Origin of the sequence: Burkholderia sp. D-99 (assembly GCF_011605345.1) — a bacterium.
In the GTDB taxonomy this organism is placed as follows: domain Bacteria; phylum Pseudomonadota; class Gammaproteobacteria; order Burkholderiales; family Burkholderiaceae; genus Burkholderia.
The window spans coordinates 52,212-79,036 of record NZ_JAAOXM010000011.1 but is presented as its reverse complement, the minus strand read 5'-3'; the positions used below and the strand labels follow the sequence as shown (position 1 = coordinate 79,036).

Annotated in this window: 21 protein-coding genes; 15 read left to right on the top strand and 6 right to left on the bottom strand. The window is 68.2% G+C overall.

What is annotated here, in order from left to right; all coding sequences use genetic code 11:
- The first annotated feature begins 87 nt into the window (after nt 1-87).
- From HAV18_RS29945 to HAV18_RS29930, 4 genes are all read left to right on the top strand, one after another.
- Nucleotides 88-1,035: a carbohydrate ABC transporter permease gene (locus HAV18_RS29945; protein WP_166963345.1), complete on the top strand. Its 948-nt coding sequence runs from the start codon at nt 88-90 to the stop codon at nt 1,033-1,035.
- Nucleotides 1,032-1,883, top strand: a complete 852-nt coding sequence (locus HAV18_RS29940) for a carbohydrate ABC transporter permease (protein WP_048245223.1) — start codon at nt 1,032-1,034, stop codon at nt 1,881-1,883. The genes HAV18_RS29945 and HAV18_RS29940 overlap by 4 nt, the downstream gene beginning before the upstream one ends.
- Nucleotides 1,880-2,563: an HAD family phosphatase gene (locus HAV18_RS29935; RefSeq protein ID WP_166963343.1), complete on the top strand. Its 684-nt coding sequence runs from the start codon at nt 1,880-1,882 to the stop codon at nt 2,561-2,563. Before HAV18_RS29940 ends, HAV18_RS29935 begins: the two co-directional genes overlap by 4 nt.
- A gap of 62 nt (nt 2,564-2,625) precedes the next feature.
- Nucleotides 2,626-3,735: an ABC transporter ATP-binding protein gene (locus HAV18_RS29930; protein WP_166963341.1), complete on the top strand. Its 1,110-nt coding sequence runs from the start codon at nt 2,626-2,628 to the stop codon at nt 3,733-3,735.
- A gap of 13 nt (nt 3,736-3,748) precedes the next feature.
- Here HAV18_RS29930 and HAV18_RS29925 read toward each other — a convergent pair whose 3' ends face one another.
- Entirely contained in the window at nt 3,749-4,633 is an 885-nt protein-coding gene (locus tag HAV18_RS29925; RefSeq protein WP_166963339.1) for a LysR family transcriptional regulator, read from the bottom strand.
- A gap of 114 nt (nt 4,634-4,747) precedes the next feature.
- Here HAV18_RS29925 and HAV18_RS29920 point away from each other — a divergent pair, with 114 nt between their 5' ends.
- The 5 genes from HAV18_RS29920 (at nt 4,748) to HAV18_RS29900 (ending at nt 10,968) form a co-directional block, all read left to right on the top strand.
- On the top strand, nt 4,748-5,944 hold the full coding sequence (locus HAV18_RS29920) for a serine hydrolase (RefSeq protein ID WP_166963338.1): 1,197 nt from the start codon (nt 4,748-4,750) through the stop codon (nt 5,942-5,944).
- The gene (locus HAV18_RS29915) at nt 5,941-7,131 is read left to right on the top strand and encodes an MFS transporter (protein ID WP_166963336.1); all 1,191 of its coding nucleotides are present in this window, start codon (nt 5,941-5,943) and stop codon (nt 7,129-7,131) included. The genes HAV18_RS29920 and HAV18_RS29915 overlap by 4 nt, the downstream gene beginning before the upstream one ends.
- A 513-nt stretch (nt 7,132-7,644) precedes the next feature.
- Nucleotides 7,645-8,661: an isocyanide synthase family protein gene (locus tag HAV18_RS29910; RefSeq protein WP_166963334.1), complete on the top strand. Its 1,017-nt coding sequence runs from the start codon at nt 7,645-7,647 to the stop codon at nt 8,659-8,661.
- A gap of 100 nt (nt 8,662-8,761) precedes the next feature.
- On the top strand, nt 8,762-9,232 hold the full coding sequence (locus HAV18_RS29905) for a protein tyrosine phosphatase family protein (protein WP_166963332.1): 471 nt from the start codon (nt 8,762-8,764) through the stop codon (nt 9,230-9,232).
- Nucleotides 9,229-10,968 carry an L-tyrosine/L-tryptophan isonitrile synthase family protein gene (locus HAV18_RS29900; RefSeq protein WP_166963330.1) on the top strand — a complete coding sequence of 580 codons (1,740 nt, stop codon included), beginning with the start codon at nt 9,229-9,231 and terminating at the stop codon, nt 10,966-10,968. Before HAV18_RS29905 ends, HAV18_RS29900 begins: the two co-directional genes overlap by 4 nt.
- Before the next feature lie 224 nt (nt 10,969-11,192).
- Here HAV18_RS29900 and HAV18_RS29895 read toward each other — a convergent pair whose 3' ends face one another.
- Nucleotides 11,193-12,671, bottom strand: coding sequence for an efflux transporter outer membrane subunit (locus HAV18_RS29895; protein WP_166963328.1), 1,479 nt, complete (start codon nt 12,669-12,671; stop codon nt 11,193-11,195).
- Nucleotides 12,672-12,775: 104 nt separating this feature from the next.
- On the opposite strand from HAV18_RS29895, the gene HAV18_RS29890 reads away from it, so the two are divergent.
- From HAV18_RS29890 to HAV18_RS29875, 4 genes are all read left to right on the top strand, one after another.
- Nucleotides 12,776-13,393, top strand: coding sequence for a TetR/AcrR family transcriptional regulator (locus HAV18_RS29890; protein WP_166963326.1), 618 nt, complete (start codon nt 12,776-12,778; stop codon nt 13,391-13,393).
- 80 nt (nt 13,394-13,473) lie between these two features.
- Complete coding sequence (locus tag HAV18_RS29885; RefSeq protein ID WP_407062445.1) at nt 13,474-14,565, top strand: efflux RND transporter periplasmic adaptor subunit; 1,092 nt, start codon at nt 13,474-13,476, stop codon at nt 14,563-14,565.
- Complete coding sequence (locus HAV18_RS29880; RefSeq protein ID WP_166963322.1) at nt 14,562-17,678, top strand: efflux RND transporter permease subunit; 3,117 nt, start codon at nt 14,562-14,564, stop codon at nt 17,676-17,678. The genes HAV18_RS29885 and HAV18_RS29880 overlap by 4 nt, the downstream gene beginning before the upstream one ends.
- 37 nt (nt 17,679-17,715) lie before the next feature.
- Nucleotides 17,716-18,429 carry a LuxR family transcriptional regulator gene (locus tag HAV18_RS29875; RefSeq protein WP_166963320.1) on the top strand — a complete coding sequence of 238 codons (714 nt, stop codon included), beginning with the start codon at nt 17,716-17,718 and terminating at the stop codon, nt 18,427-18,429.
- Nucleotides 18,430-18,504: 75 nt separating this feature from the next.
- On the opposite strand, the gene HAV18_RS29870 is transcribed toward HAV18_RS29875, so the two are convergent.
- From HAV18_RS29870 to HAV18_RS29855, 4 genes are all read right to left on the bottom strand, one after another.
- Nucleotides 18,505-19,503 (bottom strand): sugar-binding transcriptional regulator, encoded by a 999-nt coding sequence (locus HAV18_RS29870; RefSeq protein WP_166963318.1) that lies wholly within the window; start codon nt 19,501-19,503, stop codon nt 18,505-18,507.
- A gap of 56 nt (nt 19,504-19,559) precedes the next feature.
- On the bottom strand, nt 19,560-21,041 hold the full coding sequence (gene xylB, locus HAV18_RS29865; RefSeq protein ID WP_166963316.1) for a xylulokinase: 1,482 nt from the start codon (nt 21,039-21,041) through the stop codon (nt 19,560-19,562).
- Nucleotides 21,042-21,124: 83 nt separating this feature from the next.
- The gene (dalD, locus tag HAV18_RS29860; protein ID WP_166963314.1) at nt 21,125-22,549 is read right to left on the bottom strand and encodes a D-arabinitol 4-dehydrogenase; all 1,425 of its coding nucleotides are present in this window, start codon (nt 22,547-22,549) and stop codon (nt 21,125-21,127) included.
- Between the two features lie 164 nt (nt 22,550-22,713).
- Nucleotides 22,714-23,625: a LysR family transcriptional regulator gene (locus HAV18_RS29855; protein WP_166963312.1), complete on the bottom strand. Its 912-nt coding sequence runs from the start codon at nt 23,623-23,625 to the stop codon at nt 22,714-22,716.
- Nucleotides 23,626-23,724: 99 nt separating this feature from the next.
- On the opposite strand from HAV18_RS29855, the gene mdlC reads away from it, so the two are divergent.
- Together mdlC and HAV18_RS29845 are read left to right on the top strand one after the other, a co-directional pair.
- A complete protein-coding gene (mdlC, locus tag HAV18_RS29850) occupies nt 23,725-25,332 on the top strand; it encodes a benzoylformate decarboxylase (protein WP_166963310.1) in 1,608 nt (535 codons plus the stop codon).
- 29 nt (nt 25,333-25,361) lie between these two features.
- Nucleotides 25,362-26,813: an aldehyde dehydrogenase gene (locus tag HAV18_RS29845; protein WP_166963308.1), complete on the top strand. Its 1,452-nt coding sequence runs from the start codon at nt 25,362-25,364 to the stop codon at nt 26,811-26,813.
- Nucleotides 26,814-26,825: the final 12 nt, after the last annotated feature.

Sequence of the window (26,825 nt, the reverse complement as noted above, 5' to 3'; positions counted from 1 at the left end):
CGTGCGCCGTCGCGGACGGTGCGGGCCGGCGAAGCTGAAAGGCGGGCGGCCGTTCGTGCCCGCGCATCAACCGGAGGAACGCCGATCATGCGTCATTTACGTCTTCCCCTGAGCCACGCGCCGTCGGTCGGCGACGCGTCGTCGCCGCCTGGCGCGCCGCGCCCTGCGCGTGGCGGTGCGAGCTGGCTCGTGTCGCCGTCCGTCGCGGTGCTGCTGCTGTGGATGTCGATTCCGCTCGCGATGACGATCTGGTATTCGTTCTCGCGCTACAACCTGCTGAACCCGGACGTGAAGGGTTTCGCGGGCTTCGACAACTACCGCTTCCTCGCGACCGATCCGTCGTTCCTGCCCGCGATCTGGCACACGCTCGTGCTGATCGGCGCGGTGCTCGCGATCACGGTGGTCGGCGGCGTGCTGATGTCCGTGCTGTTCGACCGCAAGTTCTACGGGCAGGGCGTGGCACGCCTGCTCGCGATCGCACCGTTCTTCGTGATGCCGACGGTATCCGCGCTGATCTGGAAGAACATGATCCTGCACCCGGTGTACGGGCTCGTCGCGAACGCGATGCGCGCGCTCGGGATGACGCCGATCGACTGGTTCGCCGATTACCCGCTCACCGCCGTGATCATCATCGTCGCGTGGCAGTGGCTGCCGTTCGCGTTCCTGATCCTGTTCACCGCAATCCAGTCGCTCGACCAGGAGCAGAAGGAAGCCGCGCGCATCGACGGCGCGGGCCCGATCGCGATGTTCTTCTACATCACGCTGCCGCACCTGAAGCGCGCGATCGCGGTGGTCGTGATGATGGAGACGATCTTCCTGCTGTCGATCTTCGCGGAGATCTACACGACGACCGGCGGCGGCCCGGGTAATGCGACGACCAACCTGTCGTACCTGATCTACGCGCTCGGCCTGCAGCAGTTCGACGTCGGCCTCGCGTCCGCGGGCGGCATCATCGCCGTCGTGGTCGCGAACGTCGTGTCGTTCTTCCTCGTGCGGATGCTCGCGCGCAACCTGAAGGGAGAGTACGAGAAATGAGCGACCTGACCTTCGAAGGCCGGCGCGTGCCGGCCGTGTTCGACCTCGTGCGGCGCGCGCTGCCCGGCACGCTCGCGTGGCTGATCGCGCTCCTGCTGTTCTTCCCGATCTTCTGGATGGCGATCACCGCGTTCAAGACCGAACAGCAGGCGTATGCGTCGACGCTGTTCTTCATGCCGACGCTCGACAGCTTCCGCGAGGTATTCGCGCGCAGCAACTACTTCGCGTTCGCATGGAATTCGGTGCTGATCTCGGCGGGCGTCACGGTGATCTCGCTGCTGTTCGCGGTGCCGGCCGCGTACGCGATGGCGTTCTTCCCGAATCACCGCACGCAGAAGGTGCTGCTGTGGATGCTGTCGACGAAGATGATGCCGTCGGTCGGCGTGCTCGTGCCGATCTACCTGCTGTGGAAGAACGCGGGGCTGCTCGACACCGTGTCGGGCCTCGTGATCGTCTACACGCTGATCAACCTGCCGATCGCGGTGTGGATGACCTTCACGTACTTCAACGAGATCCCGAAGGACATCCTCGAAGCCGGGCGCATCGACGGCGCATCGACGTGGCAGGAGATCGTCTACCTGCTGATGCCGATGGCGTTGCCGGGGCTCGCGTCCACCGCGCTGCTGCTCGTGATCCTGTCGTGGAACGAAGCATTCTGGAGCATCAATCTGTCGAGCTCGAACGCGGCGCCGCTCACCGTATTCATCGCGTCGTACTCGAGCCCCGAAGGATTGTTCTGGGCGAAGCTGTCCGCAGCTTCCCTGCTGGCGGTCGCGCCGATCCTGATCGTCGGATGGCTGTCGCAGAAGCAGCTCGTGCGCGGGCTCACGTTCGGGGCCGTCAAATGACAGCGAACGTCCTGATCTGCGATTGCGACGGCGTGCTGATCGACAGCGAGGCCGTGGCGGCCGACGTGATCGTGCGAGAACTCGACGGCCGCTGGCCCGGCGTCGATGCGCGGCCGGCCGTGATGCCGTTGCTCGGGCTGCGCATCGAGCGGGTGCTGGCCGGCGCGGGCGAGGCCGTCGGGCGGACTTTGTCGGCCGACGATGTCGACGCGATCAGACGCGCGGTCGAGGCGGCGGCCGTGAATGCGCCGATGGTCGACGGCATCGATGCGGCGCTGGACGCGATTGAATTGACGACGGCTTGCGCGAGCAACAGCTACCGAGCGTACGTCGAGGCGGCACTGGCACGCACGGGCCTCGCGCGCTTCTTCGGCGACCGGCTGTTCTGCGCGGATGCCGTCGCGCGGCCGAAGCCCGCGCCCGACGTGTATCTCGCGGCCGCGCGCACGCTCGGCGTCGCGCCCGCCCAGTGCCTCGTCGTCGAGGACAGCGTGACCGGCATCACCGCGGCGGCCGCGGCCGGCATGACCGTGCTCGGCTTCGTCGGTGGCGGGCATGCATCGGCCGCGCAGATCGACGCGCTGCGCGGGATCGGTGCGCGCCACGTATTCGACGACATGCACGAGCTGCCTGGCTACGTCGCGCGCTGGCAGGCGACCGGCGCGGTGCTGCCGAACTAGCAACCCCGAATGATTGCGCGCCGCGTACCGCGCGGCGCATCACGAACGAACGGAGACAGATCATGGCAAGCGTGCTCCTGCGCAACATCGCGAAGCGCTACGACGACACCGAAGTGCTGCGCAACGTGAACCTCGACATCGCCGACGGCGAATTCGTCGTGTTCGTCGGCCCGAGCGGCTGCGGAAAATCCACGCTGATGCGGATGATCGCGGGCCTCGAGGACATCTCGAACGGCGACCTGCTGATCGACGGCGCGAAGGTCAACGACGTGCCGAGCGCGAAGCGCGGCATCGCGATGGTGTTCCAGTCGTATGCGCTGTACCCGCACATGACGCTGTACGACAACATGGCGTTCGGCCTGAAGCTCGCGGGCGCGAAGAAGCCCGAGATCGACCAGGCGGTGAAGAACGCCGCGAAGATCCTGCACATCGATCACCTGCTCGACCGCAAGCCGAAGCAGCTGTCGGGCGGCCAGCGGCAGCGCGTCGCGATCGGCCGTGCGATCACGCGCAAGCCGAAGGTGTTCCTGTTCGACGAGCCGCTGTCGAACCTCGACGCGGCGCTGCGCGTGAAGATGCGGCTGGAGTTCGCGCGGCTGCACGACGAGCTGAAGACGACGATGATCTACGTGACGCACGACCAGGTCGAGGCGATGACGCTCGCGGACAAGATCGTCGTGTTGTCGGGCGGCGCGGTGCAGCAGGTTGGCACACCGAACGAGCTTTACCATGCGCCGGCGAATCAGTTCGTCGCCGGCTTCATCGGCTCGCCGAAGATGAACTTCCTGAAAGGCACGGTCGAATCGGTCGATGCCGGCGGCGTGCTCGTGCGTTTCGACAGCGGCGAGACGCAGCGTGTCGCGGTCGACGCGGCGGGGCTGCAGCGCGGCGCGGCGGTGACGGTCGGCGTGCGGCCCGAGCACCTGAAGGTCGAAGCGGCGGCCGCCGGCGTGGCCGCGCGGACGATGGCCGTTGAGTCGCTCGGCGACTCCGCCTATCTGTATGCGGAGTCGGCCGTCGCGCCGGACGGGCTGATCGCGCGGATTCCGCCGCTCGACACGTACCGCACCGGCGAGGCGCTCCGTGTGCACGCGCAAGCCGAGCACTGCCACCTGTTCGACGAGCACGGGCAGGCGTTGCGCCGGCTGGGCGTGCACGCGAAGGCCGCGTGACGGCCGGCCGCGGTCACAGCGGCAGGTGCGTGGCCATGTAATCGACGAACGCGCGCAGTTTTGGCGTCGGGTGGCGGCCCGACGGCCACAGCACGTAGGCCGGCGTGCAGCTCGCGACGTGTTCGTCGAGCACTGCGCGCAGCGTGCCGTCCTCGAGCGCCTCGCGCACGAAGAAGATGGGCAGGCACGCGATGCCGAGCCCGCGCAGCGCGAAGCACAGGCGCGCTTCCGCGCTGTTGCTGACCATTGTGACCGGCACCTCGGGCGGCATGCCCGCGCGTGGCACGCGCAGCGGCCAGGTTTCGAGCTTGCCGCTGGTCGGGAAACGGTAGTGCAGGCAGCGGTGCTGCGCGAGATCGGCCGGCGTGCGTGGCGTGCCGTGCCGGTCGAGATAGCCGGGGGACGCCACGAGGTGCTGGCGGAAGTGGCCGAGCAGCCGCGACGACAGCCGTGAATCCGACGGCTGGCCGGTGCGCAGCACCGCGTCGAACCCTTCGTCGACGACGTCGACGAGCCGGTCGCTGAAATCGATGTCGAGCTCGATCTCCGGATACGCGGCCATGAAATCGGCGAGTACCGGCAGCAGCAGCGTGCCGATCGTCGGCAGGCTCACGCGCAAGCGCCCGCGCGGCGCTTCGGCGCTGTGCGTCAGTTCCTGCTCGGCTGCGTCGAGCTCGGCGATCACGCGCCGGCACCGTTCGAGAAAGCGTGTGCCTTCGGCGGTCAGTGTGATGCTGCGCGTGCTGCGGTGAAAGAGCCGCACGTTCAGGCGCGCCTCGAGCCGCGCGATGCGTTTGCCGATCGCCGAGGCCGATAGCCCGAGCGCACGGCCGGCCGCGACGAAACTGCGCGTTTCCGCGACCTGAACGAACACGACGAAGCCGCCGAGGTTTTCCATGCGAGTTTCCGATTGCGGACGCCAGCGTCCGGATTGTCCGGAACTCTACCCCGGTTTTTCTTCTTGCGTCGGCTCCCTACGATGAGCGCTCGTTCATTGTTGAGAGGTCACGTCATGTCATCCCTGCCTGTCACCGCTTTGCGCCTGGAACCGGACGTCGCGTTGCGCCACCGGCTCGACCACGCGCTCGATCGCGCGCTCGCCGACGAGCGCATCGTCGGCGCGGTCGTGCTGGTCGCGCAGGACGGCGAGCTGCGCTACGCACGCGCCGTCGGCCTTGCCGATCGCGAAGCCGGCACGCCGATGCGGGACGACGCGCTGTTCCGCCTGTCGTCGGTCACGAAGCCGGTCGTGGCGGCCGCCGCGATGCGGCTGGTCGCGGCGGGGCGCATCGCGCTCGACGAACCGGTCGTTCGCGCGTTGCCCGGGTTCCGCCCGACGTTGACCGACGGCACGCCTGCCGTCATCACGTTGCGTCATCTGCTGTCGCATACGGCCGGACTCGGCTACCGCTTCCTCGAAGCGGACGGCGACGGCCCGTATGCGCGCGCCGGCGTGTCGGACGGCATGGATCGCTCGGGTCTCTCGCTCGCCGAGAACCTGCGGCGCATTGCCACCGTGCCGCTGCAGTTCGCGCCGGGCACGTCATGGGGCTATTCACTCGCGATCGACGTGGTCGGCGCGCTGATCGAGGCGGTCGACGGGCGGCCGCTCGCCGACGCGGTGGCCGCGCTCGTCACGACCCCGCTCGGGATGACCGACACCGCGTTCGTCGCGCACGACGCCGCCCGCTTCGCGACGCCTTACGTGAGCACGCCGGGCGCCCCGCGCCGGATGGCGGACGTCGATCTCGTGCCGGTGTTCGACGGCACGATCGGCATCCGCTTCGAGCCGGCGCGCGTGTTCGATGCCGATGCGTGGCCGTCGGGCGGCGCGGGAATGGTCGGCACCGCGCGCGATTGCGTGACGCTGCTCGACGCGCTGCGCACGGGCCGCGACGGCTGGCTCGAACGCGCATGGGCCGACGAGATGGCGCGCGTCCAGCCGGGGGCGAGCGAACTGCGGGATGCCCCCGGTTTCGGGTTCGGGCTCGGCTTTTCGGTGCTGCGCGATCCGGTGGCCGCGCAGTCGCCGGAGACGGTCGGCACCTGGCGCGGGGGCGGCGCGTACGGGCACACGTGGTTCGTCGACCGCGCGGCGGGGCTGACGGTCGTCGCGCTGACCAACACGCTGTACGCGGGCCTCGACGGGCGGATCGTGACCGCGGTGCGCGATGCGGTCTACGGCGTCGAAACCGGGAGCGCGGCATGAGCGACTGCACGTCGATCGATGACGAACTGGCCGTTCGACCGGTGCAGGCCGGCGCGCGCCTGCCGGTCGCGAACCTGCTGGCGCTCGCGATGGCCGGGTTCATCACGATTCTCACCGAGGCGTTGCCGGCCGGCCTGCTGCCGCTGATGAGCGCCGACCTGCGCGTGACCGAGGCGCTGATCGGCCAGCTCGTGACCGTGTATGCGCTCGGCTCGATCGTCGCGGCGATTCCGCTCGTCGCCGCGACGCGCGCGATGCGCCGGCGCAGCCTGCTGCTCGCAGCCTTGGCCGGCTTCGTCGTATCGAATGCGCTGACGGCCGTGTCGCCGTACTACGCGCTCACGCTCGCCGCGCGCTTCGTCGCCGGGATGGCGGCCGGGCTGCTGTGGGCGCTGCTGGCCGGCTACGCGAGCCGGATGGTCGATGCGTCGCTGCGTGGCCGTGCGATCGCGGTCGCGATGTCGATCGGCATTCCGGCCGGCACCGCACTCGGTGCGGCGCTCGGGTGGCGCGTCGCGTTCGCGGGCATCACGCTCGCGGCACTCGTGCTGATCGGCTGGATCCGTTGGCGTGTGCCCGATTATCCGGGGCAGCAGGCCGGCGGGCGCGAGCCGGTGCTCGGCGTGATGACGCTGCCCGGCGTGCGGCCGGTGCTGACCGTGATGTTCGCGTACGTGCTGGCGCACAACATGCTGTACACGTACGTCGCGCCGTTTCTTGCGGGCGTGCGGATGGGCGCTCAGGTCGATGCGGTGCTGCTCGTGTTCGGTATCGCGTCGCTGGTCGGCATCGCGCTGACGGGCGCGTGGATCGGCGCCGCGCAGCGACGCCTGACGCTCGCCAGCATCGCGATGTTCGCCCTCGCGGCGGCGATGCTCGGCGCCGGTTCCGGCATGGTGATCGTGTATGCGGGCGTCGCGCTGTGGGGGCTCGCGTTCGGCGGCGCGCCGACGCTGTTCCAGACGGCCACCGCGAACGCGGCGGGGGAGGCGGCCGATGTCGCGCAGTCGATGCTCGTGACGGTGTGGAACCTCGCGATCGCGGGCGGCGGCATCGCGGGCGGGATGCTGCTCGGCGCAACGGGCGCCGGCGCGATTCCGTGGGTGCTCGTCGCGTTGCTGGCGGCCGCGTGGGTCGGCGCGTGGCGTGCTCGCCGGCATGCGTTTCCGGCGCCGCGGGCCGCTTGAGCTTGCGGTGTGCAGGTGCGGGCGCGATTCCGGATGACCGAATGTCCGGCGCCGCCCTGGCGCGTAGCGCGTCGGTACCGCGCGCGGATAGCCGTGCCGTCGCCATCCTGTCGTGCGTCCCGCCGTTCCTGAACCCTGCCGCGCACTGCCGGTGCGCCGCCGGCTGACGACCCGTCCCGATCTCCCTGATCGTCTCCCATCGACCGTCCGGCGCGATCGACGCTTGCGCGTCGCGCCGGGCGGGAACAATCGTGCTCAGTAGCACGTTTCCTTTTGACAAATCCTGCCCGAAAGGACAGCTATCGCGCGGGAAGCGTTTGCTTTGTAATTTCCCCGGCGTTTGATTGACGAATTCGCTTATATCGCGTCCCGCACGCCAGGACGCGCCGCGTCAGGCCGATCGATCGTGCCAGTGCCAGCGCGATTTCAAAAATTACGAGGAGTGCAGCGGTTGCGCGACCGCCTGCCGATGCCGGGAAAAGCACATCCTCAGCCATTCACGAGAGGGCCGAAATGTCGTGCGATCTATACGAGACCCAAGCACGCGCGGTGGAGTGCGACGCGCTATCGATCGCCCGTGCGATCGTGCGCGAAGTGTTCAAGCTTCGCAAGCTGCATCCGACGGAAGACGGTCGACCCGGCGACGTCGAAGCCGAGATGGACTGGCATGTCGAGGCGATCCTGCCCATCGTTGCGAGCGATCGGCAGGTCAGGCTGATCCTGCCCGCGTTTCCGGGCAAGTCGCCGAACCGGATGAAGACGCTCGGTGTGTTGCCCGATCTCGCGGAGAAGCACGCGCTGAAGAACCTGGCCGCGTTGTGCACGCGTATCGGCAAGATCTACAAGCCGGGCGTCAAGTTCGTCATCTGCTCGGACGGCTACTGTTTCTCGGACGTCGTCAGCATTGGCGACGATGAAGTCGCGCAATACCTGAAGAGCCTCGAAGAGCATGCGGCCGTCCATTTCGAAGGCAGCTTCGAGTTCTTCGACCTGAAAGGTCACTTCGGCTATCTCGACGACCTCACGTCGAAACGCGAGGAGTTGCTGATCGCATACAGCGATCCGGTCGAACGGATCCGGCGGCAATGCCAGGACGATCCGGCGATGAGCGCGATGTATCGCGGCATCACGCGTTTCCTGTATGAAGATTCGCTCGGCATCGAGCGGTTCCGGACGTGGAGCAACACCGCGATCCAGAAAATGAGCCGCTGCAACGCGTATCGCGTGATCCAGCGCAGCAATGCGTGGAGCCGGCTGATCGAGGACGCGTTTCCGAACAGTCTGCGACTGTCCATTCATCCGCAGTTCCGCATGTCGAAGAAGATCGGCATCCGCCTCGTCGACTGCGACGACGTGTGGCTCACGCCGTGGCATTCGGTGGCGGTGCGCGAGAACAACCGTATCGTGCTGAAGAAGCGCTCCGAGGTCGACGAGCGCAATTCGGTGCTGGTGTTCTCGGACGGCGTGCCCTGCCATTTCGTCCATCACCCGCAACTGTTCGCCGGTGCTGCCGAAGCCGTTTCTGCTTGAGCGGCGCGCTGCGTGTTCCACCCGTTTGGCGTTCGTCGGCAGCCGCGTCGCACCACGGGCGCGGGCGACGAATGCGTTCCATCTGCAATGGAGGCACAACGTGAATCTTTCCGACATGCGCAACGCGAAATGGATCGATGCGCATACGCTGACGGCCGGCCAGCCGACCGAGGCGCAGTTCGCCGAGCTGGCACGGGACGGCGTGACGACGATCATCAACCTCGCACCGTTCGACACGCGCTACTCGATCGACGACGAGGAAGGCTGCGTGCGGCGCAACGGCATGCAGTATCACTTCCTGCCGGTCGATTTCAAGCAGCCCGCGCTGGAGGACTTCGATCGCTTCGCCGAGCTCTTCCGGCAAGCGGCAGGCGGCAGGACGCTCGTGCATTGCGCGGCAAACTACCGGGTCTCGGTGTTCGTGTCGCACTACAAGATGATGCATGACGGCTGGTCCGCCGGGCAGGCGGACGAATGGATCGCCGGCATCTGGAATACCGCGGAGTTTCCCGTCTGGCAAACCTTCATCCAGACGCTGCGTGCGAACCTGAGCGCACGCTGTGCGACATGAGCAGTGCAGCGACGGTGGCCGAATTTCGGCGCGCGTTCGGACAACTGTGCCGCAGCGGAGATGTCGACCGCCTGTCTGTTGCGCAGCGCGAAGCGCTTGATGCAGAAGTCGGCGCGTGCGTGACGCACGGGCAGCCGATCCGGCTGACGTTGCCGGGTTTCCCGCTCAAGTCACCGGACCGGCACGGCAAGGTGCTTGGCAGGCTGCCCGACTGCGGCGAACAACTCGCGCTCGGTTATCTCGACGCGTTCTGCGAGACGGTGCGCGGGTTCTACCCGCCGGGATGCGTGGTCGACCTGTTCAGCGACGGGCTGACGTTCTTCGATCTGCTGGACGTGAGCCGGGCCGACGCGAATGCGTATCACCGCGCGCTGCGTGAGCTGATCGTGTCGCGCAACATCGTCTGGCATTCGTATGCGACGGTGGATCCGTCGTTCGATCGCGATGCGTCCGACGTCGACGCCGCGCTTGCGCCGTACTGGCCCGCCGACGACGACAAGCGTTGCGATGCCCGCGGCGAGCGCGTCGGCGAGCTGACGGCATTGCTCGCCGGCGAACGGCAGATCGTGCTGGCCGACGCGGACACCGAGACGCGCGCGCGGCTTTCGCGGGCCGCGCAACGGATGGCGGAGCGCGGCGTCGCGCTGGATGGCTTTCTCGACGCGAAGCTGCCTGCCGGCCTGCGGCTGACGGTCCATACGGCGCCGCCAGGGAGCAAGAAGATTCCGATCAGGTTGCATGCCGGGGGCGGCAATGGTGCGCTGCCCTGGCGCAACGTACTACTTCAAAAAAAGAATGGAGAATTTGCCATGCTGAGCAAATCGCAGGTCAATCAAACCGTCAACGCCGCGCTCGTCACGAAAGGCGGCGAACCATGGTATTTCGCGGAAGGCGACGATCCGGTCCTGAATCGCTGTGCGATCAGCGTCGTGCATCGCGACGACTTCGGCTTGCTGGTCGAGCCGAACGCCGACGAGGCCGGCCAGATCGATTGCTGCGCGCTGTCGAAGGATGCGCTCGCAACGATGCTGCGGCGTCACGGTTTCGTCGTGCTGCGTGGCTTCCGGGTCGACGACGAGGCTGCGCTCGTGAAGTTCACCGAGCAGTTCGGCCAGCTGTACGTGTGGCAGTTCGGGCCGGTGCACAAGGTGAAGCCCGAAGAAGACGCGAACGGCTACGTGCATTCGTTCGAGGCGGTGCCGCTGCACTGGGACCTGAGCATGCTGCCGCTCACGCATCCGCTCGTGCAGCAGGACGAATATTTCTCCGCGAAGATGTTCGCGCTTTACTGCAAGACCGCGCCGAAGCGCGGCGAGGGCATGACGACGCTGGTCGATGCGCGTCGTATCGTCAGTCAGCTCGACGCTGGCACGCTGGCCGCGTGGGAGCAGACGAGTCTGACCTACGACACGAAAATGACCTACTTCGGCGGCGTGCCGCGGACGTTCCCGCTGATCGCCACGCATCCGGATACGGGCGAAAAGGTGCTGCGCTACCAGGAGGGCAGCGAGTCGACGCTGCAGCGTTTCGAAGTGAGCATCACGACGCCGGGCACCGTGCCCGATGACAGCGTGCAGCGGATCAATGCGCTCGCATACGCAAGCGAGTACCTTGTCGAGCACGACTGGGTGGACGGCGATATCGTGCTGGTCGACAACTACAGTGTGCTGCATGGCCGTCGTGCGATGTCGCGTGAATCGGCGGCGCGCGAGCTGTGGCGGGTGCAGGTGTATTGAGCGCGCTGTCGGGTGTCGGCCGGTCCGGCGTTTGCCGGCGGACCGGCTGGTTGGATCGTCGCTGGCCCGTCGTGACCGGCCGGCACGGTGGGCATCGGAACGAAAATGCCGCGGCGCAAGCCGCGGCATTCGTTTGTCGGTGCAGCGCACGCGGGACGCGCGCCTACGTCGTGCAGCTCGCGGGCGGTTCGAGCGCGCGGCACGTGACGACGCCGACGTCAGCGTCAGCGTGCCGAGACATTGAGCGGAGCATCGTTTTGCGCGTTCTGCGCGGCTTCCCAGCCGCCACCCAGTGCGCGGAACGATGCGATGGCCGCCCGGGCCGCCTCGGCCTGCGCCTGGGCTTTCGCATCGCGCGTCTGCAGCAGGGCGCTGTCGGCGTCGAGCACTTCGATGAGGCTCACGATACCGCTCTGGTACGCAGTGAACGACGTTTCCCGCGCGCGCGCCAGCGCGGTTTCACCCCGTGCGAGCGTACGCATCTGGGCCTCGCGCTTCACGAGCGCCGAAAACGCATCCTCGACGTCCTCCGAAGCGCGCAACGCCGCCTGCCGATAGGCGGCGAGTGCCTCGGAGGTCTGCCCGCGCGCAGCCGCGATCTGCGCATCGATGCGCCCGAAATCGAACAGGCGCCAGCGCAGGCCGAGGATCCCTTGCGCTTGCGTCGCGCCATGCGTGAACAGGTCGCCGGATGCGGTGGCGGCCGTGCCGATCAGGCCGCTCAGCGACAGCTTCGGATAGTACTCGGCGATCGCTGCGCCGATGCGTGCATTCGCAGCCGCGAGCCGCCGCTCGGCGACGATCAGGTCGGGGCGGCGGCGCAGCAGGTCGCCCGGCGTGCCGGCATCGGCGAGGCGCGGGGCGACCGGAATCGGCGCGGCCGTGTCCAGTTCGGGCCGATGGGTGCCGGGTTGCGCGCCGACCAGCACGTCGAGTGCGTTCTGCGCTGCGTCGAGCCCGGTTTCGAGCACCGGCACCGTGGCCTCGACCTGGGCCAGCGCGCCTTCCGCCTGGCGAACCTGCAATTCGGCCGCGACGCCATTGCGGTGCTGCATTTGCACGGTTGCCAGCAGGCGCCGGCGGGTGTCGACCTGCTGCCTTGCGACTGCGAGCCGCGCCTGCAGCCCGCGGATCGTCACATAGGTATCTGCGGTCTGCGCGGCGACGGCCAGCCGGGTGGCGACCGCGGCCGCCGCCGACGCCTCGTATTCGGCGCGCACGGCCTCGCGGCTGCGCCGCAACCCGCCGAACAGGTCGATTTCCCAGCTCGCGCCGACGTCACCCTCGTAATAGGCGGCATTGCGGGAGAAGCCGGGGGTCGAGTCGAGCAGCCGTCCGAGCGGTGTATCGACCGACTGGTAGACCTTCTGGCCCTGTGCGGTCACGCTGCCGCTCGGCAGCAGCGCTGCGGTGGCGGCGCCCAGCGCGGCGCGCGCCTGCGCGACGCGCGCGGTTGCCTGGGCGATGTCGAGGTTCTGTTGCAGCGCGAGATCGACGAAGCGCGTCATCAGCGGGTCGTCGAAGCCGGTCCACCACGCGCCGAGGTTCGCGACCGTCGTGACGGGGCGCTGTTCGACCTCGGCTTGCCCGATGAAGCGATCGGGTGCGGCCATGGCCGGCCGTTGGTAATCGGGGCCGACCGCGCAGCCGGCCAGCGCGCCGACGGCGAGGAACGATGCAAAAAATCGATGGGAAACCGGCATGACGACCCTTCAGGGTAGAGAATAGAGGCGATGTTTCGAGTGTGACCATTGTATGAATTGGTCACATGGTGTCAATCACGTCCTGATGTTCCAGATTTCCAACCATGACTGAAAGCGTGTCTCTCCCCGCAGGCCGGCGCGGCCCAGCGGACCACGCCGTCCGCGACCAGATCGTGAATGCGGCAAACGAACATTTCCGGCATTACGGATACGGCAAGACGACGGTGTCCGATCTCGCCAAGGCGATCGGTTTCTCGAAGGCGTACATCTACAAGTTCTTCGATTCGAAGCGCGCGATCGGCGAAGCGATCTGCGCGACGAGCCTCGGCACGATCATGACGGCGGCGGACCAGGCGATCGCCGGCGCCGAGTCCGCGACCGACAGGCTGCGCGGGATGTTCCAGGCGATGACCGGCGCGTGCGTGGGGTTCTTCTTCACCGATCGCAAGCTGTACGACATTGCCGCGTATGCGATCGAGGAAGGCTGGCAGACCACGATCGAACACGACGAGAAAATCAGGGGCGCGATCGTGCGGATCGTCCGCGAAGGGCGGGAAAGCGGCGAATTCGAGCGCAAGACACCGCTCGACGAAACCTGCCGCGCGATCTTTCTCGTGCTGCAGCCATTCGTGAATCCGGTGATGCTGCAGTACCACCTCGACCACGCTGAAGACGCGTCGAAGGCCGTCTGCAACCTGGTGTTGCGTAGCCTGTCGCCCTGACGTCATTTTGATTGTGACCATTGACGATATTGGTCACATGATTCACACTCGGGCCTCCTTCAGTCTGGAGATTGCCCATGTTGCTCATTCGCGCGGCCGCGCCGGCTGTTCTCGCCGCTTCGATTGCGTTCGGCCTCGTCGCTTGCGGTCCCGCGAAACAGGACGATCCGCGCGCGGCGATGCCGCTCGTCCGGACGGACATCGCGCGTGACGCGGGGGCCGTCGGCCGGACCTTCACGGGTACCGTCGTCGCGCGGGTGCAAAGCGACCTCGGTTTCCGCGTGCCGGGCAAGATTGTCGAGCGCCTGGTGGATGCCGGTCAGACCGTGCGTCGCGGGCAGCCGCTGATGCGGATCGACGCAACCGATCTGCAACTCGCGACGCGCGCCGAAGACGACGCCGTGGCGGCAGCGAAGGCACGCGCCAACCAGACTGCGGCCGATGAAATGCGCTACAGCGGGCTTGTTTCCGCCGGCGCGGTGTCGGCATCCGCGTACGACCAGATGCGGGCCGCCGCCGACACCGCGCGGGCGCAGCTTCGTGCCGCGCAGGCGCGTGCGGACGTCGCGCGCAACGCGGCAGGTTACGCGGTGCTGGTCGCCGATGCGGACGGTGTCGTGATGAGCACGCTCGGCGAGCCCGGACAAGTGGTGGCCGCGGGTCAGACGGTCGTGCGGCTCGCGCGTTCCGGCCCGCGTGAAGCGGTTGTCGACCTGCCCGAGACGTTCCGGCCCGCGCTCGGCTCCATGGGCCGCGCGATGCTGTACGGCGGCGCCGACCTGACGGGCGACGCTCGGCTGCGGCAACTTTCCGATGCGGCCAATCCGCAGACGCGGACATTCGAGGCGCGCTACGTGCTGGAGGGGCCGATCGCGCGCGCGCCGCTCGGCGCGACGGTGACGGTCAATGTGCCCGACGCGCGCGCCGCGACCGGCGACGCCGCAATGCGGGTGCCGCTCGCGGCTGTCTACGATCGCGGGAACGGCCCGGGCGTCTGGGTCGTCGATGGGGCGAAGCCGCGAGTGGTCTGGCGGCGCGTGCGGCTGGCCGCGATCGGCGACGAGACCGCCACGGTCGCGGAAGGGCTCAAGGCAGGCGAGCGCTTCGTCGCGCTCGGCGCGCACCTGCTGCACGACGGCGAGAGCGTGCGCATCGCGGGAGCGCAGCAATGAGCGGTTTCAATCTTTCCGCGCTCGCGGTGCGCGAGCGCGCGGTCACGCTGTTCCTGATCGTCGCGGTATCCGTCGCCGGTGCGCTCGCGTTTCTCAAGCTCGGGCGCGCGGAGGATCCGGCATTTACCGTCAAGGAACTGGCCTTCATGACTGCGTGGCCCGGCGCGACTGCACAGGAGATGCAGGACCAGGTCGCCGAACCGCTCGAGAAGCGGATGCAGGAGTTGAAGTGGTACGACCGCACGGAAACCTTTACGCGGCCGGGGCTCGCTTTCACGACCGTCACGCTGCGCGACGACACGCCACCGTCGGCGGTTCAGGAAGAGTTCTACCAGGCGCGCAAGAAGCTGGGCGACGAGGCGGCGAAGCTGCCGCAGGGCGTGGCCGGCCCGTTCGTCAACGACGAATACGCGGATGTGACGTTCGCGCTCTACGCGCTCAAGGCGCGCGGCGAGCCGCCGCGCGTGTTGGTGCGTGAGGCGGAAGCGCTGCGCCAGAGGCTGCTGCACGTGCCGGGCGTGAAAAAGATCGATATCGTCGGCGAGCGGCCCGAGCGCATTTTCGTCGAGTTCTCGTATGCACGGCTCGCGAATCTCGGCATGTCGCCGCGCGATATCTTTGCCGCGCTGAACGACCGGAATCTCGTGACGCCCGCCGGCTCGATCGACACGGCCGGCCCGCACGTGCTGATTCGCCTTGACGGCGCGTTCGACGATCTTCAGAAGATCCGCGACACGCCGATCGTCGCCGGCGGCCGCACGCTCAGGCTGTCCGACATCGCGGACGTCAAGCGCGGCTACGAGGATCCCGCCACCTTCCTGATCCGCAACCAGGGCGAGCCGGCGCTGCTGCTCGGCGTCGTGATGAAGGAGCGCTACAACGGCCTGCAGCTCGGCAAGGATCTCGACAAGGAGGTGGCGGCGATTTCGGCGGACATGCCGCTTGGCCTGTCGCTGACGAAAGTCACCGACCAGGCCGTCAACATCGAGGAAGCCTACGACGAGTTCATGCTGAAGTTCTTCGTCGCGCTGGCCGTCGTGATCACCGTGTGCCTGATCAGCCTCGGCTGGCGGGTGGGGATCGTCGTCGCGGCGGCCGTGCCGCTCACGCTCGCGGGTGTCTTCATCATCATGCTCGCGACCGGGCGCGATTTCGATCGCATCACGCTCGGCGCGCTGATCCTGTCGCTCGGGCTGCTCGTCGACGACGCGATCATCGTGATCGAGACGATGGTCGTGAAGATGGAGGAGGGGTTCGACCGCATCGCCGCCTCCACGTATGCATGGAGCCACACGGCCGCGCCGATGCTCGCGGGCACGCTCGTGACCGCGATCGGGCTGATGCCGGTCGGCTTCGCGAAGTCGAGTGCCGGCGAATACGCGGGCAACATCTTCTGGGTCGTCGCCTTTGCGCTGCTGACGTCCTGGGTTGTCGCGGTCGCCTTCACGCCCTATCTTGGCGTCAAGCTGCTGCCGCGGATCCGGCCGGTCGCGGGCGGGCATGCTGCCGTCTACGATACGCGGGCCTATCGCCGGTTTCGTGCGTTGCTCGCGTGGACGGTTGCGCACAAGAAACGCGTCGTGTTCGCGGTCGTGGTTTCGTTTGCGGCCGCTGTGCTCGGCCTCGGTCTCGTCAAGCAGGAGTTCTTTCCGATCTCGAGTCGGCCGGAAGTGCTGGTAGAAGTGCGGATGAGCGAAGGAACCGGCATCGCCGCCACCAGCGCGGTGGTCGGCAAGGTGGAAGCATGGCTGCGCAAGCAGCCCGAGGCCCGGCTGGTCACGAGCTACATCGGCCAGGGCGCGCCGCGCTTTTTCATTGCGATGTCGCCCGAGCTGCCCGACCCGTCGTTCGCGAAGATTGTCGTGCTGACGCAGGACGAGAAGGCGCGCGAGGCGCTGAAGCTGAAGCTGCGCACCGCCGTCGCGCAGGGCCTCGCGCCCGACGCGCAGGTGCGCGCGACGCAGATCGTGTTCGGGCCGTATTCACCCTTTCCCGTCGCGTTTCGCGTGATGGGGCCCGACGAGGGCAAGGTCCGGGAGATCGCCGCGCAAGTCGAGCGTGTGATGCGTGCGAACCCGTCGATGCGGCAGGTGAACACCGACTGGGGGCCGCGCGTACCGACGATCCGCATCTCGCTCGATCAGGATCGGCTGCGCGCGATTGGCCTGAGCACGCACGATGCGTCGCAGCAGCTTCAGTTCCTGCTGACGGGCGCCCCTGTCACGCAGGTGCGCGAGGACATCCGTTCGGTCGAGGTGGTGGCGCGCAGCGCCGGCGCCGACCGGCTTGATCCGGCGAAACTCGGTGCGTTTACGCTGACGGGAAGCGCTGGCCAGAAGGTACCGCTCGACCAGCTCGGCGAGGTCGGGATTCGCATGGAAGACCCGATCTTGCGGCGTCGCGACCGCCTGACGACGATGACCGTGCGTGGCGATATCGGCGAGGAATTCCAGCCGCCCGAGATCTCGAACGAAATCATTCAGGCGATCCGGCCGATCGTCGCCGCGTTGCCGCCGGGGTACCGGATCGAGACAGGCGCGGCGCTCGAGGAAGCGAACAAGGCGAACGCCGCGCTCGCCGCCGTGTTTCCGATCATGCTGATCCTGATGATGATCGTCGTGATCTTCCAGGTGCGCTCGATCGCGGCGATGGCGATGGTGCTGTTGACGGCACCGCTCGCGCTGGTGGGTGTCGTGCCGATCCTGTTGCTGTTCCGTCAGCCGTTCGGGTTCAACGCAATCCTCGGGTTGATCGGTCTTGCCGGCATCATCATGCGCAACACGCTGATCCTGATCGGGCAGATCCATCAGAACGAAGCCGATGGCCTCGATCCGTACGACGCGATCATCGAAGCGACCGTGCAGCGTGCGCGCCCGGTGATCCTGACGGCGCTTGCGGCTGCGCTCGCCTTCATTCCGCTCACGTTCTCGGTGTTCTGGGGGGCGCTCGCGTTCACGCTGATCGGCGGTACGATCGGCGGCACTGCGTTGACGCTCGTGTTTCTCCCTGCCCTGTATGCGATCTGGTTCCGCATTGCTCCGAAGGCGACCGACGAAGCGGCGCACATGCCTCCCCCGGCATATCGGCGCGAAGAGACGTCCGTCAGTTCCTGACCGGGCACGTGCGAACCGGAAACAGGGAGGCGAGAAAATGACGAACAAATCGAGCGTGGGCTACGGGAACATGTTTTCCGAGCTGAATTCGGAATCGGAGCTGGTCGAGCGCATGACGTACGTGACGCGCGAGCTCGGCTTCGAGCATTTCTACTATGTGATGCGCATTCCACTGCCGATCTCGAACCCGAGGAGTTACATCTTTTCCGATTGTCCGGACACGTGGATCCGGAGCTACGTCGAGCGCGACGGCTTCAGGACCGATCCGGCCGTGCAGCGCGGGTTGCGGGAAACCGTTCCGTTCCTGTGGTCGGCCGTCAGCGGGGAGGCGGCGGATTTCTGGGCCGATCCGTTGCAGCAGCGGTTTCGTCACGCGTGGAGTATGCCGCTGCGTGGGCAGTTCGGCACGATCGGCTTGCTGTCGCTGCTGAGGAAATCCGCGCCGATCCTCCAGGACGAACTCCTGTCCAAAGAGCCATACGTACTGTGGCTGACGACGCTGGCTCACCGGGCGATGACGCGTCTCGTCGTCTCCACGGCGATGCCCGAGGTGTGCCAGACGCTAACGGCGCGCGAGAAGGAGGTGCTGAAATGGACTGCGGCAGGCAAGACGTATGCCGATATCGGATTGATTCTGTCCATCTACGACCGGACCGCGAAGTTTCACCTGATGAACGTGATGCGCAAGCTTCGTGCGGCCAACAAGGCGGAGGCCGTCATGAAGGCCACGATGCTCGGGTTTCTTCAGTGATGTCCGGTTTGTCCGGATGGGGCGGCGATCCGGTGTGCGGCGACCGCATGCGGTGACGCGAAGCCGGCACGCCGGTTACGCTTCCAGCGCCGCCCTCGCGCAGGTCTCGTCGGTGACGAGCCCCGACATCCAGCCGCCGCGCAATGCGGCGATCACCGCATCGCGTTTCTTCGGGCCGCCCGCGAACGCGATCGTCGGGCGCTTCGGCGGCGTGGCGAGCGACACGCTCGTCACGCGCGCGCCGGTCGACACGTCGATCAGCTTGCCTTGCGCGTCGATCGGCACGCCGAGCAGTTCGGCCACCGCGCCGAGCGCGGTCATCTCGTCGCGCTCCTGTTCGGTGATGAAGCCGTCTTCGTAGAGCGGGCAGTGCGGGCCGATGTTGCCGATCCCGACGAACGCGACGTCAGCCTTGCCCGACAGCGCCTCGACGATCCGGTACAGCCGGTGATTGCACCACTGCGCGCGCTCGGCGGCGCTGTCGGCGAACAACGGCGCGGGCAGCAGGAAGTGCTTGCTGCCGGTTTTCTCGGAGATGTACTGCGCGACGTCGTAGCGGTTCGACGAACCGTCGGCCGCGATCGCACCGACCATCGACACGAGCCGGTGCTGCGGACGGTCGATCTGCGCGATCTGCGCGACCGCGGCCTTCAGCGTCCGGCCACTGCTGACTGCGATCACCATCGGCCGCGTTTCGTTCAGGTAGCGCTCCATCACCTGTGCGCCGGCGACCGAGAGCTTGCGGTCGATCGCGTCGGGTGCATCGGCATCGACGGGCACGACTTCGCACATCGCGAGGCCGTAGCGCTTCGACAGCTGCGCGCCGAGATCGAGACAGTCGGCGAGCTGGTGGTCGACGCGCACGCGAATCAGGTTCTTCTCGACCGCGAACGCGACGAGGCGCTGCGCGACCGGGCGCGACACCTGCAGCTTTTCCGCGATTTCGTTCTGCGTGTCGCCCGCAACGTAGTAGAGCCACGCGGCACGCGTGGCGAGATCGAGTTTTTCTGAGGACTTGGACACGATAGCGATTCGGTTCGGATCTGGGCCGGCCGGCGGGCCGCATGACGGCATCCACTGTACCGCATGTCGCACGCGCGGCAACGGCCGGCACGCGTGACATGCGGCGCTTACGCGAGCCGTGTACGCGACGGTTCGTACAGCGGCCGCACGTGGCGGTACAGCGAGCGGAACGCATCGAGGCGTTCGCGCAGCAGCGCATGGCGGGCAGCATCCGGCGTGTATTCGGCCCGCACCGGCGGCTTGGCCAGCACCGCATGCGGATCGCCGCCCACCGCGAGCCAGCCGAGCCGCGCCGCGCCGAGCGCCGCACCCGTTTCGCCACCGCCGTGCTGGCGCGTGCGCACGTTCAGCGCATCGGCGATCAGTTGCGCCCAGAATGCACTGCGCGCGCCGCCACCGATCAGCGACAGCTGGTCGGTTTCGACGCCCGCCGCATGCAGCGCGTCGAGACCGTCGGCGAGGCCGAGCGTCACGCCTTCGAGCACCGCGTAGCCGAGATGCGCGCGTTCGGTCGCATGCGTCATCCCGAAGAACACGCCCTGCGCGTACGGATCGTTGTGCGGCGTGCGCTCGCCGGACAGGTAGGGCAGGAACAGCGGGGCCGTCGCGAGCGCGTCGGCGTCGAGCGCCTCGATTTCGGCGAGCAGCGTGGGCTCGTCGGTGCCCGTCAGCTTGCAGACCCAGCGCAGGCAGCTCGCGGCCGACAGCACGACGCTCATCAATTGCCAGCGATCGGGAATCGCATGGCAGAACGCATGCACGGCCGACGCGGGATTCGGCATGAAGCGGTCGCCGACCACGCTCAGCACGCCGGACGTGCCGAGCGACACGAAGCCGTCGCCTGCGTGGATCGCGCCGATGCCGAGCGCGCTTGTCGCGTTGTCACCGCCGCCGCCGGCCACCACGACGGCCTCCGACAGCCCGAGTTCGCGTGCGATGTCCGCGCGCAGCGTGCCGGACGGCGCATTGCCTTCGACGATGCGGGGCATCTGGGCACGCGTCATCCCGCACGCGGCGAGCAGCGCGTCGGACCAGTCGCGGCGCGCGACGTCGAGCCACAGCGTGCCGGCGGCGTCGGACGGGTCGGACACCTTCGCGCCGGTCAGCCGGAACCGCAGGTAGTCCTTCGGCATCAGCACGCAGGCGGTGGCCGCGAACACGTCGGGTTCGTGCTTCGCGACCCACAGCAGTTTCGGCGCGGTGAAGCCCGGCATCGCGAGGTTGCCGGCCAGTGCGTGGAGATCAGGCGCGCGTTCGGTGAGCAGTGCACATTCGTCGGCGCTGCGCATGTCGTTCCACAGGATCGCGGGGCGCAGCACGCGGTCGTCGCGGCCGAGCAGCACGGCGCCGTGCATCTGGCCCGACAGGCCGATGCCGCGCACGGCCGCGAACGCTTGCGGATGCCGTTCGCGCAATGCCGCGAGCGCGGCGAGCGTGCCTTGCCACCAGTCGTCCGGATGCTGTTCGGCCCAGCGCGGATGCGGCCGCGACACGGTGAACGGCGAGCCGGCGGTGCCGACGACCGTGCCGTCCGGGGCGAGCAGCAGCACCTTCACTTCCGAAGTGCCGAGGTCGATGCCGAGATACATGAGCGATCCGTTGCGTCAGTGGGGAGTCGCTACTTTAGCCGCGCGGCCGTGCGCGTGCCAAGGCAGGTTCGCCCGGATGCGCGTCAGCGCGCAGCGAGCCATGCATCGACCCGCGCGAGCCCGGCGCGCAGCGCCTCGAACAGCGCCGCGTTGCCGGCGAGCGAGCCCCACAGCGCGCGGCTTGCGCACAGCGCGACGACCGGGTCGTCGCCCCCAGGATGGCCGGCCCCCGGATGGCCGGCCCCGACGATCGCGCGCGCGGCGCTTTCGTCCATCACGCCGTCCTGGTACGCGTACGGCAAGGTGCCGCGCGCCCAGCGTTCGAGAAAGCGCAGGAACAGCGCGGGCAGCACGGCGGTGGCGACCGGCGCCGCGCCGCGTGCGAACGATTCGACAAGCGTCGGCGCGATGAAGCCGGGGATCTTCGAGAAGCCGTCGGCCGCGACGCGCTGGTTCGTGTCGAGCACGTACGGGTTGCCGAAGCGTTCGAGCACGACGTCGCGATAGCGCGCGAGATCGAGCGGGCTCGGCGTGAGGCACGGGATCACGTCCTGCGTCACGTAGTCGTGCGCGAAGCGCCGGATCGCCGCGTCGTGCGTGCCTTCGTGAATATAGGTGTGGCCCGCGAGCGTGCCGGCCCACGCGATGCAGCTGTGCGTCGCGTTGAGGATGCGGATCTTCGCTTCCTCGTACGGGTGCACGTCGTCGACGAGTTCGGCGCCGGCCAGCTCCCAGCGCGGCCGGCCGGCCGCGAAGCGGTCCTCGATCACCCACTGGATGAACGATTCGCCCATCACCGGGCAGGCGTCGTCGATGCCGGTGGCCGCCAGCACGCGCTCGCGCACGTCGGCGGTCGGGCGCGGCGTGATGCGGTCGACCATTGCGCTGGGTGTCGCGACGTTCGCATCGAACCACGCGAGCAGGTCGGCCTGCCCGCGCCGCTCGAGGAATTCGCGCATCCCCGCGCGAAAACGCGCGCCGTTGTTGCGCAGGTTGTCGCAGCTCTGCAGCGTGAGCGGGCCCGCGCCGCGCTTCACGCGTTCGGCGAGCAGCGCCGCGAGCGCGCCGTACAGCGTCGTGCGCGCGCCCTGCAGGTCGGCCGCGAGATCGGCGTTCGCGACGTCGAGCCGGTTGTGTTCGTCGAGGTAATAGCCGCCTTCGGTGACGGTGAACGACACGATCCGGCAGGCCGGATCGGCGCCGGCGTCGATCAGCGCGGCGAGGTCGATCGACCACGGCAGCACGCGCGTGATCGCGCGGACCGTCTCGTACGCGCGTTCGCCCTGCGGCGTGACGGTTTCTAGCGTGTATTCGCCGTGCTGCGCGGCGAGCGCGTCCATCGTCGCGCGCATGTCGTCGCGGACGTTGCCGACGGTCAGCGACCAGCGCTCGTCGGCCGGTACGGCCGCGTTCACGCGATGCAGATACCACGCCTGGTGCGCGCGGTGAAACGAGCCCGCGCCGATGTGCAGCAGCACGGGCGTGCGGGCGGAGGGCGATGCGCTCATCCGTTGTCTCCTGTTCGTGCCAGACTTTCCTGTCGAATACGATCATTTGCTCTTTGTGTGAGCGAATGATCGTATTCGGGCGAGCGAAAGTCAAGGCGGGGAAACGGCATTTCGATGGTGCGCTGCGGCGGCGGTCGGGAAGGGCGGATGCGCGGGAAGTGCTGTCAGCGTCCTTCGCGTGTCAACGCGACAAGTTCTTCGAGCAGCTTGCCGGCCGGCCCCGGCAGGATGCCGTGGCGGCGCCGGAACGCGGTGAGCGTGCGAACCGCGACGACCTCGCGCACGGGCAGCGTGTCGATCGTGCCGGCGCGCTGCTCGGCGCCGTACATCGGCTCGGCCATCCAGCTCAGGAAACCGGCATGCGCGACGAGGCTCTTCAGCGTCGTGACCGAGCGCGTCTCGACCGCGATGTCGGGCAGCGCCAGCCCGTGCGCGTCGAAGGTCGCGCGCATGTGGTCGAACGGTGCGGTGCCGCGCGGCGGAATCGCCCAGCGCGCGTGCAGCGTATCGGCGAGCGTCGGCGCGCGGCCTAGCGCGCGCAGCGGATGGTGCGGTGCCGCAACGATATGGCTGCGATCTTCCCAGCGGCACTCGGGAATGGCGACGATCTCGTCGGTGTCGGGCCCATGCGCGGACAGCGCGAGATCGATCTCGTGCTTGTTCAGCCCTTCCGCGAGCCGGTCCCACACGCCTTCGATGATCTCGACGCGCAGGTTCGGCCAGCGGTCGAGCACGCGGCCCACTGCGACCGGGAGCACGAGGCTCGCGATGCTGCCCACCGCGCCGACCTTGATCGTGCCCTTCGCCAACCCGCGCATCGCGTCGAGCTCCTCGCGCGCGTGCTCGGCCTCGTGCTGCAGCAGCGTCGCGTGCGGCAGCAGCGCCTCGCCGAACGCGGTGAGCTGCACGCCCTTCGAGTGGCGTTCGAACAAGGGCGCACCGACCTGTTCCTCGAGCCGCTTCAGGATCCGGCTCAGCGCCGGCTGCGTCACATGCAGCGCGTCGGCGGCGCGGCCGAGGCTGCCGCACGCGACGATCGTCGTGAAGGCGCGCAATTGTCGGAGATCGAAAGTCATGCCGGTCTGTAATGGCTTTTCGCAGAAAATACAGTATCCGTGAATGGCTTGCGCTTCGATACTGTGGAAACCGCCAAGCCATCGAGGAGACAACCGAGCATGTCCGGCCATCCGCCCCCTTCCGCCGCATCGATCACCGTTCGCGATTCGGTCATCGACCTGCTTCGCCAGTTCGGCATCGACCGCGTGTTCGGCAATCCCGGTTCGACCGAGCTGCCGATGTTCCGCGATTTCCCGGACGATTTCCGTTACGTGCTCGGTTTGCAAGAGGCCGTCGTTGTCGGGATGGCCGACGGCCATGCGCAGGCCACCGGCAACGCGGCGGTCGTCAACCTGCATTCGGCGGCGGGCGTCGGCAACGCGATGGGCAATCTCTTCACCGCATTCAAGAACCGTACGCCGCTGATCGTCACCGCGGGCCAGCAGGCGCGCGCGATCCTGCCGTTCGATCCGTTCCTTGGTGCGACGCAGGCCGCCGAGCTGCCGAAGCCGTACGTGAAGTGGAGCATCGAGCCTGCGCGAGCGCAGGACGTGCCGGCCGCGATCGCGCGTGCATACCGCATCGCGATGCAGGAACCGCGCGGCCCCGTATTCGTGTCGATCCCGGTCGACGACTGGGATCAGCCGGCCGAACTGCTGCCGAGGCGCGAAGTCAGCAGCGTCGTGCGGCCCGATCCGGACGCGCTCGCGCGGCTCGGCGACGCGCTCGACGCCGCGCGGCGTCCCGCGTTCGTGGTCGGTGCGGCCGTCGATCGCGCCGGTGCGTGGGACGAAATCGTGCGGCTCGCCGAGCGGCACCGTGCGCGCGTGTACGTCGCGCCGATGTCGGGCCGCTGCAGTTTCCCCGAGGACCATCCGCTGTTTGCCGGCTTCCTGCCCGCGATCCGCGAGAAGATCGTCGCGCGGCTCGATGGGCACGACCTCGTGTTCGCGTTCGGCGCGCCCGCGTTCACCTATCACATCGAAGGCTTCGGCCCGCACGTGCCGCCGGGCGCGACGCTCGTGCAGCTCGTCGACGATCCGGGCGTCGCCGCGTGGACGCCGTCGGGCGACGCGGTTGTCGGCAACTTGCGGCTCGCCGCGCGCGACCTGCTGGCGCGCCCGGCGCCGCCCGAGCGGCCGATGCCCGCGCCGCGGCCGCCGCGTGCGCGCGTCGAACCGCCAGCCGCCGGCGAGCGCATGTCGGCCGCGTTCGCGCTGCAGACCCTTGCCGACGTGCGCGATGCGCACGACATCGTCGTCGAGGAAGCGCCGAGCGCGCGACCGGTGATGCAGGAACACCTGCCGTTCACGCGTAGCGGCACGTTCTACACGATGGACAGCGGCGGGCTCGGTTACGGAATGCCGGCCGCCGTCGGCGTCGCGCTCGCGCAGCCGGGCCGGCGCGTGATCGGGTTGATCGGCGACGGTTCGAGCCTGTATTCGATCCAGGCACTGTGGAGCGCTGCCCAACTGAAGCTGCCGGTCACGTTCGTGATCCTGAACAACCGGCGCTACGCGGCGCTGCAGGATTTCGCGCCCGTGTTCGGCTTCGGTCCCGGCGACGCCGTGCAGGGTACCGATCTGCCCGACCTGGATTTCGTCGCGCTCGCGCAAGGGATGGGCTGCCGCAGCGTGCGCGTGACGGATGCCGCGCACCTGCGCGACACCCTGACCGACGCGCTGCGCGCCGCGACGCCGGTCGTCGTCGAAGTCGAGATTGCGTGACGCGCGGTGCGCGTCCTCCCGGAGATTCCATGCAAACCGTATCGATGCTGATCGGCGGCGAACGCCGCCATTCGTCCAGCGGCGCGACCTTCGTGCGCCGCAACCCGCTCGACGGCGAAGTCGCGTCGGCCGCGCCCGCGTGCACCGTCGACGATGCGCGTGCTGCGGCCGACGCGGCCGCCCGCGCGTTTCCCGACTGGGCCGCACTCGGCCCCGGCGCACGCCGCGCGCTGTTGCTGAAGGCGGCCGCCGCGCTCGAAGCGAAGCACGACCAGTTCGTCGCCGCGATGGCGGCCGAGACGGGCGCATCCGCGCTGTGGGCCGGTTTCAACGTGCACCTTGCCGCGAGCGGGCTCGTCGAGGCCGCGTCGCTGACCACCCAGGTCGGCGGCGAGCTGATCCCGTCCGACGTGCCCGGTTCGCTCGCGATGGGCGTACGGCAGCCGGCGGGCGTCGTGCTCGGCATCGCGCCGTGGAACGCGCCGGTGATCCTCGCGACGCGCGCGCTCGCGCTGCCGCTCGCGTGCGGCAACACGGTCGTGCTGAAGGGCTCGGAGCTGTGCCCGGTCACGCACGGGCTGATCGTCGAGGCGCTGCAGGAGGCTGGGTTGCCGCCGGGCGTCGTCAATTTCGTGACGAACGCGCCCGAGGATGCGGGTGCCGTCGTCGATGCATTGATCGCGCATCCGGCCGTGCGCCGCGTGAATTTCACGGGCTCGACGCGTGTCGGCAGGATCGTCGCCGAAGCGTGCGCGCGCCACCTGAAACCGTCGGTGCTGGAACTCGGCGGCAAGGCGTCGTTCGTCGTGCTCGATGATGCCGATCTGGACGCGGCGGTCGCGGCGGCCGCGTTCGGCGCGTTCGCGAATTCCGGGCAGATCTGCATGTCGACCGAACGCATCGTCGTCGACGCGTCGATCGCCGATGCGTTCGTCGCGAAGCTCGCCGGCAAGGCCGCGTCGCTGCCGCTCGGCGATCCGCGCAACGGGCCCGTCGTGCTCGGTTCGCTGATCGACATGAAGGCGGTCGAGCGCTGCAACGCGCTGATCGACGATGCGCTCGCGCACGGCGCGACGCTCGTGTGCGGCGGCAAGGCCGACAGCACGCTGTTCCCGGCCACGCTGCTCGACCATGTGACGCCGGCGATGCGCATCTACGCGGAAGAATCGTTCGGCCCGGTGAAGGGCATCGTGCGCGTCGACGGCGAGGACGCCGCGATCCGTTGCGCGAACGACAACGCGTTCGGGCTGTCGTCGGCCGTGTTCAGCCGCGACGTCGCGCGTGCGATGCGCGTCGCGGCACGCATCGAATCGGGCATCTGCCACATAAACGGTCCGACCGTGCACGACGAGGCGCAGATGCCGTTCGGCGGCGTGAAGGACAGCGGCTTCGGCCACTTCGGCGGCAAGGCCGGCATCGCGGCGTTCACCGACCTGCGCTGGATTACGGTGCAGACCGCACCGCGCCACTATCCGTTCTGACGAGGCCACTGA

What these genes read in the sequence shown, in the direction of transcription:
- HAV18_RS29945 (WP_166963345.1), top strand. Translation starts at nt 88, where the DNA reads ATGCGTCATTTACGTCTTCCCCTGAGCCACGCGCCGTCGGTCGGCGAC.
- HAV18_RS29940 (WP_048245223.1), top strand. Translation starts at nt 1,032, where the DNA reads ATGAGCGACCTGACCTTCGAAGGCCGGCGCGTGCCGGCCGTGTTCGAC.
- HAV18_RS29935 (WP_166963343.1), top strand. Translation starts at nt 1,880, where the DNA reads ATGACAGCGAACGTCCTGATCTGCGATTGCGACGGCGTGCTGATCGAC.
- HAV18_RS29930 (WP_166963341.1), top strand. Translation starts at nt 2,626, where the DNA reads ATGGCAAGCGTGCTCCTGCGCAACATCGCGAAGCGCTACGACGACACC.
- HAV18_RS29925 (WP_166963339.1), bottom strand. Translation starts at nt 4,633, where the DNA reads ATGGAAAACCTCGGCGGCTTCGTCGTGTTCGTTCAGGTCGCGGAAACG.
- HAV18_RS29920 (WP_166963338.1), top strand. Translation starts at nt 4,748, where the DNA reads ATGTCATCCCTGCCTGTCACCGCTTTGCGCCTGGAACCGGACGTCGCG.
- HAV18_RS29915 (WP_166963336.1), top strand. Translation starts at nt 5,941, where the DNA reads ATGAGCGACTGCACGTCGATCGATGACGAACTGGCCGTTCGACCGGTG.
- HAV18_RS29910 (WP_166963334.1), top strand. Translation starts at nt 7,645, where the DNA reads ATGTCGTGCGATCTATACGAGACCCAAGCACGCGCGGTGGAGTGCGAC.
- HAV18_RS29900 (WP_166963330.1), top strand. Translation starts at nt 9,229, where the DNA reads ATGAGCAGTGCAGCGACGGTGGCCGAATTTCGGCGCGCGTTCGGACAA.
- HAV18_RS29895 (WP_166963328.1), bottom strand. Translation starts at nt 12,671, where the DNA reads ATGCCGGTTTCCCATCGATTTTTTGCATCGTTCCTCGCCGTCGGCGCG.
- HAV18_RS29890 (WP_166963326.1), top strand. Translation starts at nt 12,776, where the DNA reads ATGACTGAAAGCGTGTCTCTCCCCGCAGGCCGGCGCGGCCCAGCGGAC.
- HAV18_RS29880 (WP_166963322.1), top strand. Translation starts at nt 14,562, where the DNA reads ATGAGCGGTTTCAATCTTTCCGCGCTCGCGGTGCGCGAGCGCGCGGTC.
- HAV18_RS29875 (WP_166963320.1), top strand. Translation starts at nt 17,716, where the DNA reads ATGACGAACAAATCGAGCGTGGGCTACGGGAACATGTTTTCCGAGCTG.
- HAV18_RS29870 (WP_166963318.1), bottom strand. Translation starts at nt 19,503, where the DNA reads ATGCCGTCATGCGGCCCGCCGGCCGGCCCAGATCCGAACCGAATCGCT.
- xylB (WP_166963316.1), bottom strand. Translation starts at nt 21,041, where the DNA reads ATGTATCTCGGCATCGACCTCGGCACTTCGGAAGTGAAGGTGCTGCTG.
- dalD (WP_166963314.1), bottom strand. Translation starts at nt 22,549, where the DNA reads ATGAGCGCATCGCCCTCCGCCCGCACGCCCGTGCTGCTGCACATCGGC.
- HAV18_RS29855 (WP_166963312.1), bottom strand. Translation starts at nt 23,625, where the DNA reads ATGACTTTCGATCTCCGACAATTGCGCGCCTTCACGACGATCGTCGCG.
- mdlC (WP_166963310.1), top strand. Translation starts at nt 23,725, where the DNA reads ATGTCCGGCCATCCGCCCCCTTCCGCCGCATCGATCACCGTTCGCGAT.
- HAV18_RS29845 (WP_166963308.1), top strand. Translation starts at nt 25,362, where the DNA reads ATGCAAACCGTATCGATGCTGATCGGCGGCGAACGCCGCCATTCGTCC.